This is a genomic window from Mycoplasma seminis (genome assembly GCF_030718845.1).
GTDB classification, from domain to species: Bacteria; Bacillota_I; Bacilli_A; order Mycoplasmatales; family Metamycoplasmataceae; genus Mycoplasmopsis; species Mycoplasmopsis seminis.
Genome location: NZ_CP132191.1, coordinates 644,475 through 658,989, shown reverse-complemented (window position 1 = coordinate 658,989; position 14,515 = coordinate 644,475). Strand labels below are relative to the sequence as shown.

Here is a 14,515-nt window from a genome sequence, read left to right as displayed (position 1 = left end):
TTAAATTGAATAATGCTAAAAATATGAAACTATTACTTACAATAAGGTAAAATTTTTATATGGATTTAGATAAAATACAAGAAAAACTTAATAATGTACCAAATGCTTCTGGTGTTTATTTATGAAAAAATGAAAAAAATGAAGTTATTTATGTTGGAAAAGCTAAAAGGCTTTATAAAAGATTACAACAATATTTAAAGGGTTCAATTAATTCTTATAAAACTTCTAAAATGATGCAAGAAGTAAGTGATTTTGATTTTTTTATCACTAATAATGAGACTGAAGCTTTAATATTAGAAAAGAATTATATTGCACGATATAATCCACCTTATAATTTAAAACTCACTGATGATAAAAGATATCCTTATATTTGTGTGCAAATAGCAAAAAATGCTGAATTAAAAATATCTTCAGTATATCGCTTATCACCTTATAGCAAAGATACTTTTTACTATGGACCATTTCCATCTAATACTCATTTTAAAGAATTACTGGATGTCTTACAAAGAATGTTTATGTATGAAAATGGTTTAAGAATAGCTAAACCAATTTATGCTGAGTCAAAATTTAAATTTAATCAAGTAGTAGATATTTTAAAATTTCAAGATATGGAATTTTTAAATAAACTAATACAGCTTCGGGATGCAGCTGCAAGTAATTATAATTTTGAATTAGCCGCTACTTATCGTGATGCGTATAATGTTTTAAATCAAATTAAGCAGCAACAACTTGTTGAATTAAAATCTTATAAAGATATTGATGTTTTTTCATTTGAAACCCAAAATAATGCTGTTTCAATTCAAAAAGTATTTTATCGTTACGGAGTGCAAATTGAACATGAAAATCAGTTCCATGTACTTAATATTCCAGTTGAAGAATTTATTGTTAATTATCTAGAAAGTTATTATGAAAATAATCAAATACCGCAAAGTATTTTGCTTGATTATAACTATAATGAAATTGAATTTACTAACGCAAAATTAGCCCAAAAAGTACAATTCCCTATTGCTGGAGTAATGAGAGAAGTAGTCGAACTTGCTAATTTAAATAATAAAACAAAAATAACTACTAATTATAAAGAGTGAGAAGCTAAAAACACTACGTTAGAGCAAACTTGAGGCGAATTAGAAAAGCTGCTAAATAATGGAAATAAAATTAGTTCTATATTTATTTTTGATAACTCGCATTTTGCTTTATCTGCTCCAGTGGGGGTAGCAACTTGTTGAGAAAATGGTTTTCAAGTTAATCCTAAAAGTTCATATTTTAACCATGCACAAGAGTTTGAAGCTATGAATAAGCATTCAGATTTAGAGTTAATGTATTTAACTATAGCTAAATTTATTCAAAGAAATGCTTTTATGCTAGATAAAAATACTATTTTTATTGTTGATGGATTTATACTGCAAATCCAGCAAGCTTTATATGCGCTAAAAGAACAAGGAATTGATTATATTAAAGTCTATGGCTTAGTTAAAAACGAAAAACACCAAACTAAATATTTAATTAATGATCAAGATCAAATATTACCAATATCTCAAAGTGCTTTTAATTTACTTGCTAACATGCAATATAGTGTGGATCGTTATGCTAAAAATATGATGAATAAAAAATATACTGCTGATTCAAGAAATAACTCATTAACTCAAATTAAAGGAATTGGAAAAGTAACTGAAGAAAAATTATTATTACATTTTAAAACTTATCAAGCAATTAAAAATGCTTCATTACAACAATTAGCTGAAGTAATTGATGAGAAAAAAGCCAAAATTATTTATGAAAATTATTGTGTCAAATAAAAACAGTAACCATTGTAGTTACTGTTCTTTTTGACTTATTATTTAGATTTTTTTTCAAGTCTTCTGTTGAATCTGTCGATTCTACCTGTTGCTTTAACTTGAGCTCTTGTTCCTGTGTATACAGGGTGACAACCTGAACAAACGTCTACTGAGAAGTTAGGTCTAACTGATTTGAATGTGAATTTCTTTTGACATGTTGAGCATGTAGCTTCAACTGTGTGGTATTCTGGGTGAATGTTCTTTTTCATAATAATTCTCCTTAGCCTTAGTTACTATTTTGAGTAGAACTCAACAACTAATGCATCCTTGATTTCTGGGTGAAGTTCATTTCTTTCAGGTAGACGGTCTAATTTAACTGTAAAGTCTTTTCTTGTTAATCAAGCTGATGCTTGACGTTCTTCCATAGCTTCTAAAATTTGTTTGTTTGTTCTTGATTTTTCTTTAAGAGTAATTTCTGATCCTACTGAAACAACCATTGAAGGGATGTTAGCTTTGTGTCCGTTAAGCACGAAGTGGTTGTGGTTAACTAATTGACGAGCTTGTCTACGTGTTGTAGCAAATCCAGCTCTGTAAACTAAGTTATCTAAACGTGTTTCTAATAATTGAAGCATGTTTGTCCCTGTGATTCCTTTAGCTTTAACAGCTTTTTGGAATACTTTTTGAAGTTGTTTTTCATTAACACCATATAAGTGTTTTACTTTTTGTTTTTCGTATAAGTGTAATCCGTATTCAGATAATTTTACTCTTTTGTTTCCGTGTTGTCCTGGAGCGTAAGTTCTTTTCTTACCTTTAGCAAATTCTTTTCCTGATTCAAGAATAGAAAATCCTAAACGACGTGATTTTTTAAATACAGGTCCTGTGTATCTTGACATAGTTTTTCCTCTTTCTGCATAATTGAGAGGGTTTATTTCTAACTGGATAAGTTTAACTTAATGTTTTCGGTTAAGCAGCTAACTTACTTGCAATAAAGACTCGTTAAATTTATTTACCAATCATAATAAACTGCTGTTTTTATGCTTTTTAATTTTATCAAAATAAGACTAATAAGAAAATAGTTATTCAATAGTTTTATCCCTATGTAGTAGAGGTGTATATTTTAAACTTTAAAACTGAATAAATTTATTTAATTTTAAAGAGATATTTATATAATTTTATAAGTTAAAAATACGGAGGAAAATTTATGCAATTTAACTTAATGAAAAATCAAAATAAATTGATAAATACAATGTGTTATATATATATATATATATCAGAGCAAGAAAATAATTTAAACATACTAAATATTTTCTCTCCGGATAATAATCCAATATTTATACATAACGACAATAATAGTAAGGTATTTTGGAACAAAATCATAGCGAATGGTTATGGTTGTGTTTTTTCATTCAGAAATAATATGAAATATAGAGGATTAAGATATGTTTCAAAAATAAAAAAGCTAATCCTAAATTTCTTAGATAAGAATAATAAAATTAACTGAAATGAAAAAATTAAACTAGCTAGTGCAAAAATGCAAACTTCAAAATATGTTGAACAACATCAACTTACATATAAAAATTTTGTTCTAAAAGAAATTATTAAGAACAACTTAGAATTTAATAATGATTTAATCTTTGACATTGATAAAGTATCAGATATTGTTGCTGATGAATATTTTGAAAAATTCTTAAAAGATTTAAGTTCTTGTAGAGAATTTATGGTTACCCTATTAGATAATGCTAACAAACGTAAATGACTTACAAAAACACTGATAGATAAACCGAGTTCATGAGTACCTGTTTATAAGAATTTTTGTGTAACTGTTACTGGGCTTAATAATGCAGTTTGAAAAACCAATTCAGTTTCATTATTTTTTGAAATTGAGGCTAGCTATACAGGAAGACACATTCAAGTAACAGAATTAAACTTAGAATCACATTGTGTTTGAAGACTAAAATTATCAAGAGTTGAATTCATTGATTTCTATGATTTATCTTCAGAAGATCCGACATTTATGAATTTTAAAAATTCATCATTAGATTTTAGACCTGCAGACCTTAATAAACATTCTCTATATTCTGATGATTATCAGCAATATACTGAAATTTCACCAAAGGATTTTCTTTTTGGGTTTGGTGATTTAATGGATATGAAAAAAGTTGAAATGTCAGAATTAGCAGAAAATGATACTATCTTATATCAACATTATTACAAAGATGTATTTTCTAAAATGACTGAAGAAGATAGAAATAAAATGAAACAAATATCAGAAGGGAATATTATTTATATACCTAATGACAGTAAAATTGAAGATAATCGCTTTAGTTTAGATTCAGAAGATGAAGAAAAAACAAAAATATCTTGAAAAAATTTATATTTAATCACTGAACGAACTTTTGAAACAAATGGTAGACCAATCAATAATATTATTATTTCTGCCTCATCAGAATTTGTAACTGATGGTAATGGTGACAATGCCTTTTCTATAAATTTAGAAAGACAAAATAAAGATGAACCAAAAGATAAATGATTTAATGAAATAAATAAAACTTTTGAAAAAAGAATAAATGGTTTAAATACCAAAATCAAACAAATTGAAGACGAAATAAACAAAAAAATATCTGACAGAATTCAATGTGAAAAAGACATAAAAGCCTTTGAGCAAGATAAAAAGAGAGAAATAAATGCTTTAAACGAAGAATTATTATCTGTCAAGTCAGATATAAAAGAAATTTATGAAAATATAAAGGATATTGATCGGAAATTTGAAGAGCAAATCTTGAAATTAGAAAACATTAAAGCTGAAATTTCTAGCCTTGATAAGGAAGATAAGGATAAATATAATCAACAATTAAATAATTTCAATAAACAAATTTCAGAGATAAAAGAAAAATGTAAGGCAGAAAAAAATATTTTTCAAGAGAATAGAAATCTAAAATCAATCGAAAAAAGAGAAAAAGAGTTAGAAAAAGAAATTAATGCTACTAAAAAAGCTTATGATGAAAAAATTCTTTCAAGAGAGCAAAGAATAAGAGAATTAGAAAAAGATATAAATAGTAATGAAAATAACAAACAATATCTTAATTCATTGCAAAAAAGAAGTGGGGAAATCACTGAATACTTTTCTAAATTAAAGCAGCAAGGAAAAACTAATATTTATAAAATATCAAGTATTAGAAGTAACAAAATTAGAGAAAATCATTCATATAGAATTAAATCTCTTTATGAATTAAGTAAAAAACCAAATGATTCTATTTTAAGGGGAGATAATTCAAAATACAGTTGAATGATTGAATATAGTGACGTAGGTACAAAAACTAAAATTCGTCGTTATAGAATTGCTTATTTAAATTCTATAGATGGTTTTTATAAAAATCCTTATTTAATATCATCGCTTAACTATAATGATTTTGGAATTCAAGTACATGAAACCACTCCTCAAATGCAGCAAATTATCGAAAGATATAAGTTAAATGAAAATCAAAAAGAAACATTTAAAAAATCTTGTTATTTTAGAGCGCTTTACTTCCTTCAAGGTCCACCAGGAACAGGAAAAACTCAAACTATTTGTTCTGTAATTGATTACCAAACACAGAACGATAAAAATGTTGTGGTTACTTCTTCCACACATGAAGCAATAAATAATTGTATGGAACGTTTCGATTCAATAAATAATACAAATCCTAATAATATATTACTCAAATTCGCTAAAACAAATGATGATGAAAAAAATAAAGAAATATTTAATGTTGATAATTTATATAAAAACTTTATAGGAAAAATATACAAGCATATTAATAAAGTTTACTTAAAGAATGATGATTCAGACTTTTCAAATTTTGAAAAATATTATGAAGAGCTAATTCCAATTGATCTGATTTTATTAGTTATGAAGGAAAAAGAGTATTTATTTAAGTTATATAAATTACTTAGAAATAATAATGATGAACTATTAGCAAAATTTAAATCAAGATTTACTTCCTTTGTAGAATTGTTAGACATGAATACTGAATTTGCTGATGAAAAATGGAACATTAATCCAAGTATTGAAGCTATGTTTTCAAATCATTATCCTAAATCAGAAAATAAAAATCAAGGATTAAATTCGTTGATTAGAATGCATGCAAACTATCTTAGTTCAAAAATCAAAAAAATGTTGGATAGTGGTTTTATACCTCTTAAAATAGGTGAACTATTTTCAAAAAATAATTCTAATGAAAAACAAAATCAAATATTTAACAATTTCTATAAAAAATTAGATCTTGAAAATATTCCTAAGTATTCTGAAAAAAATAATGAATTTAAAAAGTATGTTAACAAAAATGATTTAGTAAATGTAATTGGTCTTACCACTACTGCAAAAACGACATTTACAATTCAAGATAATATTGAAAGAGACTTACTTAGTGATTACCCAATTGATTTAACAATAATCGACGAGGTTTCGAAATCAGCAGCTCCTGAATTAATTTCTAGAATTCTTGTTTCTAAAAAAACAATTTTATGTGGAGACTACAAGCAATTACCACCTAATGAACAAATGGATCAAATATTTGTGGAAAAACTTTTAGATGCTTGTGAAACGGATGATCGTTATATTGAAGACCAAACTTTTTTCCAATATATTGATGACAAAATAAAAGAAGAATCAGAATTTGATTCATTAACATATGGGGGTCATCAAGAAGACTGAGACAAGGAACAAAAGGATTATGTTGCTCGTAAGATTAATGAAGACCTCAATAATAAACTTAATACATCGTTATTTAAAACTATGGTTATGAAAATTAAAAGTGCACCTTCTGACTCAAAAAATAAGAATTATAGCTTTTTAAAAGAGCAACACAGATTCACTAAAAGTATTAATGATTATGTAAATTTATTCTATAGACAAGATGGTGAAGAATTAATTGCGGTAAAGAGTAATAAGCATAATCAAGAATACATATTACCTAAAGGAAGAAATGAAATTGAACACACTCAAGATGTTTTATTTATAGACACAACAATTCTTCCTGATTGATATTTAGAAGAATTCAAGAAAAATGTTGATTTTTCAATCAAAGATATTAAAGAATCATTTGACCAAAAAACATATGTAAAAATGGATAAATTAAACTTTGATTTAGATGATAAAAGGCTTAAAAGCGAAGGGCTATTTAATCAATACAATGCATATGTAATATATAAATACTTAAAAGAATTTTGTAAATTAAACAGTAACAAAAATATTGATTTAAAAAATAATATTGGTGTTATTGCTTTAACTGGAAATCAAAAAATAATTATTCGAGAATTAATTAAGAAAGATGAACAATTAAAACAACTAAAAATTAAAGTTGATACAATAGACAATTTCCAAGGTAGAGAAAAAGATATTATCATAGTTGATTTAGTTCGTTCAAAACATAAAATAGATGGATCTTATAAAGAAGAAACTGATTCTAGCCGTAATTTAGACTTCTTGATGAATGATGAAAGATTAAATGTTGCTTTTTCACGTCCAAGAGATAAATTAATTATTGTTGGATCACATCAATATTATTCAAAAGCCTTAGAAAGAAATAAAAAGTCATTATTAAAAAAATATTTAATGAAGAAAGATGCTGATGGTATAACTATGGAGGCTCAATATGAAAACTATAAAGAAGATTAATGAATTAGAAATATTGCATAAGAAACCTTCGATTTCTTATGAAACAACCGATAAATTACCTTTAAATGAGTTAGAGTTTATAGTTTTATTTGCAATATCTTCGCATTCGAAATCAAGAAGCAATCTCACCCTTTGAGAGTGCATTAAAAATGTAACGGGATTGCAAGATAAGTTTAAACATTTTATATATGAAAATGCCGTTAAACCATTAGTGGACACTGAAACAATTAAAGATACCCTATTTAATGAAAATAGTGATATTTTGAAAACAAATGTTTTAAATATACAAATCAATAAAGAAGTGCTAAGAGAATTTGAAAATGATAATTTTATAAAAATGAGCGAAAAAACACATGAACAAGCAAGAAGCTTCTTTTTCCCGCTATACAATAGTATTAAAGATGTTCATGAAACAAATGAGTTCAGAAATATAAATAAGTATTTTGAGTCAAGTAATGGTGATGAATTGATGAAATTAGATTCAGCAAAATTAGAAGAAATGATTCAAAATAGAATAATTAATGATGTAGAAACAAATTATAAAAATGCAATTTTTAAAAGATTTAAAGATTCAAATAATCAACGCAAGAGTAAATATTTTAATTATCAACCAAATTTATATTTTGTACCATTGCAAGCACAAATGGCTACAATGATTGAATTGGATAAGAAAATAATTAATCTTGAAGCATTTAATGAATCAACAGAGAATCTTTTTGCAAACACTATTAAGATTTACCAAGATAACGATTTAATAGCAAAAGATTATATTCAAAATATTATTCAGCAAACTGTTCATAAAAATTTATTAATTCATAACAGTATTAATGAAATCAACAATAATAATTCTGATGCAAATAAAAAGATAAATCTATCTGAAGATGAATTAGAAAAATTTCTTAATTTAAATAATTTAAAAGTAGAATTAGAAGCTAAAAATGAAATTTTTAATAAATCATTTATTATTCAAAATAGTGAATGATTTAACTTAGAAACTTATTCGTTTGATATCTTGTTCAAGGGTGAAAAGTTTTATTCACAATACATCATTACGCTACCTAATAAAACCGAAGCCTCAAGCATTAATCAATCTAATTTAATTAAACAATTGATTCATAATTGAGACAATCCAAAAATTAAGAACATAAAAAATGATATTAAATTTATAATCTCTAATTTTCTAGATAATACTACAAATATTCTTCATAAGATTGATGAAGAAGAATATATTGATTTAATTCTATTTATTAATGATAATTTTGCTAATGATAATGAACTCACTAGTTTGTTAATAAATAAATCAAATATAAATGAAGTAAGAGCAATAATTTCAGATGCTGCAGAGAATTCAACTTTATTTAAAAATCCATTAGTTTCCAACATTTTAAAAGAATATATTTCAAAAAATAATTCTATTATCAATGAAATTAAGAAAATGGTTTCTATACAAGAGCAAAATAATCAATTGTTTGATTTTATTTTAAAAAGAATGCGGATTGAAATTAAGAATTTCGAAATTCTTCCAAAAGAAAGTAACGACTTGCTATGAGGAACAGAAATTCAGAATGATTTAGCAAAATTAAAACAATACAATGATGACTTAAAGAATAATTTCAGCGATGAAAATGCTCAAAAATGAATGAATTTCCACCGTTTAATTATTAAATTTATAAATAAATATAATTCATATTTAGATTCTGAAGATTTAAATGAAAAAAGATTAAATATTGAACTCAATATGGGCGCTTGAAGTAATGGAATTAAAGATAAGATTGCTTCCTTAGCAAACAAAATACGTAGAAAAATGGAATCTATTACCGGAGAATGAAAAAAATTTAGTTCTAATATAGAAAAAATTGAAGGTTTAAATCACAATAAATTGAAAAAAATTTATTCTGATGTGTCTGGATTATTACATGATAACGATGAAACAAGAAGTATTGATCAGAATACTGAAAATCCAGAAAAATTAATTGAAATATTAAATAAATTAAATGAATATGAAGCTTTTGTTGACTCTGAAATTAAGAAAAATAAAGAACAAAACCAAAACAAAAAGCAATCACGTTCAAGATAAAAGGAGACAATATGTCACATGGTGTATCAGCCGTTTTAAGTTGTAATGAACTAGAAACCGAACAATTAAACAAAGCATTTAATGATATAAATAAATTAATTGATGACCATATAAAAACTGTTCAAAATACTGAATTAACAAACGCTTTAGAGCAAAGAAAACAAAAATATCATGACTATCTTGAAGGTATTTTCGGAACTAAAGTAAGTGTCGAGGGTTCGTCGACTTATGTTGAGCATGAAAAAGAAGAATTTTCTTACGAAATCCAAAAAGCAATTGATTATTTAAACAAAGAATATAACAATTTATCTATTGTATTATCTAATAAAGAATATCAAGCATTAGGATTAAATGCTAATAATGCTCAAATCCAAGACTTATTATCACAGCACGGAATGCTAGGAATACAAGCATGTATTGAATTACAAAATGAAAATAAAACACTTAATGCCGAAAATCTAAAAAATAAAATTGAGTCAATTAGAGAACAAGCATTTCAAGAAGCTTACCAAAAAGAGTTTTTAGCCAAAGTGAATGAAATTTTAGATACTACTTATACTAATGAAAAATTAAAATTAGCTCTATATAAAAATGCTTTAAATTTTAAAACATATAATGAAGCAAATGACTATTTATACTTATTAGCTAATAAGAAATATTATTACAATAAGGTAAATACTATTATTAATACTATTTTTACACGATTAAAGAAATATGAAAACTATGCATTAGTCAATAGCGATTTTAGGATTGATCAAGATAACAATGTTTTTTTCAGATATACATTTAAAAATCCTAAAAAAGAAACATTTGATATTGAAATTGATGAAAAAGGTGTAATCAATTATAAAATTGGTGATTACGCTGGACACTGCTGCGAAAAAACTTCAGCACAAATTTTCGATGCATTAGAGAAAAACCATATCAAAGTTGTTAAAAGATTTATTTACAGAAATGTAACTAATCAACATAAAACAATGGCTGCTGATATTAAAGGAGAAAAATAATGTCTGTTCACAATTCATTTATTAAACAATTACAAAATAAAGTAGGAATTAAAAACATCTTTATTATAAAAGGGAATTCAAGTGATATTTATTCACCTGAATGTATAGAAGTTAATTTGCCTCAATATGCTAATAAAGGAAATGTGCTATTGAATGTAAATGAACTTTTAACAGCATATTTGTTCAACAAAGGGATAGAGAAAATATCATTTTTCTCCCCATCTTTCGATAACATTTATTTTGATGAAAACGAAGGGATTCTTAAAAAAGAAGTAAAAAGTCTTGAAACGGAAGAAAATAATTTAAATCCATTTGATGATATTCAAGAATTCCAAATATCACAACCAAATGATATTAATTCATATATTAATTCTGTGGTTGATGAATTAAAACTAAGTTCACAAAGCAGCAATCAAAAAGCTTATGTTATTGATTTATGTGATTTTATTATTAATGATAAAAATCAAGGATTAATTGTTGAAAACATCGGAAATTTAATTAATGCCTTTACTACATATTATCAATCTAATGTTGGTGTTGAAATAAGAAAGAATTTATCACTTTATTTAGTTATCAAAAACGAGCAGTTATTTTCTAGTCTATATTTCGATAACAATTCTTCAATACAAACTATTGTTGTTCAAAACCCAAATTATGACGAGAGAAAGAGATTCATAAATAAATTAGAAACAATACTTTGTGTTGATAAAACAAATTGAGACCAAGATCTCGAAAAAATTGTAGCAATTACAGATGGCTTACAATTTAAACAAATAATGCAAATATGCAAAATGTCTCAGTTCCATCCTGAAATAAGTGATTTTAAATCACTATTTAGATTATGAGCTTTTGATCAAAATGAATCAGAATGAGAAAAAATTAGTATTGAAAGAATTAATGATTGTAATAATTTTCTTTCATCAAAAGTTATGGGTCAAGAATATGCAGTTGAAAAAGTAGCTCAATCAATTCAAAGAAGTTTCTTAGGAATGCAAGGTGTATTACAAGATTCAGATAACAGCAAAAAACCTAAAGGAATTTTATTCTTTGCAGGACCTACTGGGGTAGGGAAAACTGAACTTGTCAAGGCGTTAAGTGAATTTATTTTTAATGATAAAAATAGAATTATTAGATTCGATATGTCTGAATTTAATCATGAACATTCAGATCAAAGATTAATTGGTGCTCCTCCTGGTTATGTAGGGTATGAAAAAGGTGGGGAGTTAACAAATCAAGTTTTAGCTAAACCTTTTTCAATCTTACTGTTTGATGAAATTGAAAAAGCACATCCGAAAATTATGGATAAATTCCTCCAAATATTAGAAGATGGTAGGTTAACTTCAGCAAAAGGAGAATTAGTTGATTTTTCTGAAACCTTTATTATTTTCACATCTAATATAGGTTCTTCGTCATTACCTGAAGGAAATAATCCAGATATTATTAGAATGCATTTTATTAAATCTGTTATGAATCATTTTACTAATGAATTAAAAAGACCAGAAATATTAAACAGAATTGGATTAAAAAATGTTATTCCATTTAATCTTATTTCTGATCGAAGCGTTCAAAATAGAATTTTAGATTCTAAATTAAGTAATTTCATTACTTTTATTAAGAAATCTAAAAATATTGATATTAGAGTTTCAGAAGAAGCAAAAGAAAGCATATACCAAACAGTTATTAAAAGAAGTGATAAAAAACTTGGTGGTAGAGGTCTTATTGCTGAACTCGAAAGTGTTTTTGTAGATTCATTATCACAATATTTAATATCAATTTATTCTGAAATTATTAGAATACAAAAAGAAGATTCGAAAGCATTAATTATTATTAATGTAAACTATGATGCAAATAATAATAAAATAGCTTATTCTGTGCTTCATTTATAGGTATTAGTATAAAAGGATTTAATTGTGTTTAAGAAAGTTTATTTAGAATATCTTTTTATATTCTTATTATCACTTTTGGTGTTTATCTTTTCTATTTACGACATTAACACAGATAAATTCATTTGAAGCAATTCAAATACTGCACTTAGTAGATTTTACATAAGTATGATAATGATATCTGGACTAAGCGGAATTATTGCAACTTATTTATTCTACAAAAGAGTCATTTATGCTTATCCGCTAGCTATACTGAATGCAATATCATATGGAATATTTGCTTGATCGCTAGATTTATTTATAGATGTTGTCATTTATGTTTTGGTACTTCCACTTATATTTATTTACTTCTGGTTTATAACTGCGTTTAAATTTAAAATAAAGTCTTATAAACTTGAAATCAAATGAATATCAATTGTAATTACTTTATTTATAATTGCCTTTATAATTTTCTACTTTACTCAAAAAGCTCTTACTACAAGCTTCCAAAGTGCTTTTAAAAAAGAAATAATTGAATTTGGATCTAATTTCAAATTTAAAACTGCTGGATATGTAGTAATAACATTATCAAATGCAATATTAATTATTGCGGTAGTAATGATGCTTAGAGGTTTTAAGGAAGTTTGACTCATATGACAAATGAAAAATATCTTTTCAATTGTATTTTATTCAGGTATAGCTGTTATAAATTGAAGTGTGGTTGTAATAAACATATGTTATATGCTTTTATCTATTTATATTTTTATCAGGAGTTTTACTATGAGAAAAATAACAATAGCTATTACTGGACCTGGATGCGTGGGTAAAAGCACAATTTTAGGTTCAAAACAAATCCAGGAGTTTTTAAATCAACATAATTTTCATATGATCCAAGAACGCGATTATGAAGATAATGAAAACGACTATATCCTAGCTTTAAAAAAGCAAAAAAGTTTTTGAGATTCACAAAAATTCTTTTTCAAAACTCAACAAGATGATATTGAAAGAGCAATGCTAATTGAAAATCAGAATGTGATTTTTGATAGACATATGCTTGATTCATTTATTTATCCTCAAGTTCAAATTGAAAATAACTTATATTCACAAGATGAAATTAAGCAATGAAATAAATTAGAAACCGTGAAAAACGAGTGTGTAGCTCTACTTCAAAAAAGAAGTAGAGTTTTTTATTTCTCTACTTCAAAAATGATTGGAGTGGATAATGAGTACAAATTTAAAAAATTTTGATGCAACTGAATATGTTGCAATGAATGAAAAAGCAATTGAAACTATTTCAAATTTTGAAATTTGTATCAATAGAAATTGAAGCTCTATGTTTAACAAAAACAAAATGTCTTTTTTCATTTTTCTTTTAATGAAATTCAAAAAACAACAAGGTGAAAAAATTTCACTTCAAGAAATTAATCAAGAATACGGTATTTCATTAAACACTTTAGCAAAATCAAGCAAATTCTTAAAAGACAATAATTTAATTTTCAAAACTTCAAAAAATGATTTTGAAATTAATGAAGAAATTAAATTTGCTAAATATGGTGAAAACTATATTCAAATTAATTGCAAAACAAAATGAAATTTACTTTTTGCTGGAAATTTCAACACACTATGAATATTTCAAAAACTTGTGATTAAAGCAAAAGGTAAAAATGATTTTTCTAATATTGAAATTTCAAATAAAGCATTTGCTAAATTACAACTTAGCAAGATTACAATTTGAAATCAATTAAGATTAATTTCTAAAGTGTTATTGAAACTTGATTTCAATGATGTTTTTACTATACAAAAATCAAAATATCAATTAGATAATCCTAAACTTGAAACTTTCACTGAAGAAGAAATGGAAGAGAAACTTACAGAAGAAGATTTTGATATTTCTAATCAACTCTGTAAAACTTGCTGTGATTTAAAATATTCAATTTCTAAAGAATGTAATGATAGCAACTGAAAACATTTTAGAAAAAATGGTAGATGCTATTACTTCAATAGAACTAAAACAAAAACATATTGAAAATCACACAAGCATAATTTTGTAAAGAAAATAAAAATAGGATTACAACATTTCTCAAAAAGAGTTATCTCAATGCTAGTTTTAAATAAATTAACATTAATGAACTCTTAAC

Annotated in this window: 9 protein-coding genes; 7 read left to right on the top strand and 2 right to left on the bottom strand. The window is 25.3% G+C overall.

All coding sequences use genetic code 4. The annotated features are described in order from the left end of the window. The first annotated feature begins 59 nt into the window (after positions 1-59). Complete coding sequence (uvrC, locus tag Q8852_RS02840; RefSeq protein WP_305937671.1) at positions 60-1,796, top strand: excinuclease ABC subunit UvrC; 1,737 nt, start codon at positions 60-62, stop codon at positions 1,794-1,796. A 38-nt stretch (positions 1,797-1,834) separates the two neighbouring features. On the opposite strand, the gene rpmE is transcribed toward uvrC, so the two are convergent. Beyond that, positions 1,835-2,044, bottom strand: a complete 210-nt coding sequence (gene rpmE, locus Q8852_RS02835) for a 50S ribosomal protein L31 (protein ID WP_305937670.1) — start codon at positions 2,042-2,044, stop codon at positions 1,835-1,837. Between the two features lie 24 nt (positions 2,045-2,068). Then, entirely contained in the window at positions 2,069-2,668 is a 600-nt protein-coding gene (gene rpsD, locus Q8852_RS02830; RefSeq protein WP_305937669.1) for a 30S ribosomal protein S4, read from the bottom strand. Positions 2,669-3,192: 524 nt separating this feature from the next. Here rpsD and Q8852_RS02825 point away from each other — a divergent pair. Genes Q8852_RS02825 through Q8852_RS02800 form a run of 6 tightly spaced genes read left to right on the top strand, consistent with a single transcriptional unit; the run spans position 3,193 to position 14,514 of the window. Next, positions 3,193-7,431, top strand: coding sequence for an AAA domain-containing protein (locus Q8852_RS02825; RefSeq protein ID WP_305937668.1), 4,239 nt, complete (start codon positions 3,193-3,195; stop codon positions 7,429-7,431). Further along, positions 7,409-9,508 carry a hypothetical protein gene (locus Q8852_RS02820; RefSeq protein ID WP_305937667.1) on the top strand — a complete coding sequence of 700 codons (2,100 nt, stop codon included), beginning with the start codon at positions 7,409-7,411 and terminating at the stop codon, positions 9,506-9,508. Before Q8852_RS02825 ends, Q8852_RS02820 begins: the two co-directional genes overlap by 23 nt. Before the next feature lie 11 nt (positions 9,509-9,519). Further along, complete coding sequence (locus Q8852_RS02815; RefSeq protein ID WP_305937666.1) at positions 9,520-10,515, top strand: hypothetical protein; 996 nt, start codon at positions 9,520-9,522, stop codon at positions 10,513-10,515. Then, complete coding sequence (locus Q8852_RS02810; protein WP_305937665.1) at positions 10,515-12,401, top strand: AAA family ATPase; 1,887 nt, start codon at positions 10,515-10,517, stop codon at positions 12,399-12,401. The genes Q8852_RS02815 and Q8852_RS02810 overlap by 1 nt, the downstream gene beginning before the upstream one ends. Before the next feature lie 24 nt (positions 12,402-12,425). Next, positions 12,426-13,697, top strand: coding sequence for a nicotinamide mononucleotide transporter (locus Q8852_RS02805; RefSeq protein ID WP_305937664.1), 1,272 nt, complete (start codon positions 12,426-12,428; stop codon positions 13,695-13,697). Then, positions 13,600-14,514, top strand: coding sequence for an MAGa4850 family ICE element protein (locus Q8852_RS02800; protein ID WP_305937663.1), 915 nt, complete (start codon positions 13,600-13,602; stop codon positions 14,512-14,514). Before Q8852_RS02805 ends, Q8852_RS02800 begins: the two co-directional genes overlap by 98 nt. The last annotated feature ends 1 nt before the right edge of the window (position 14,515 follow it).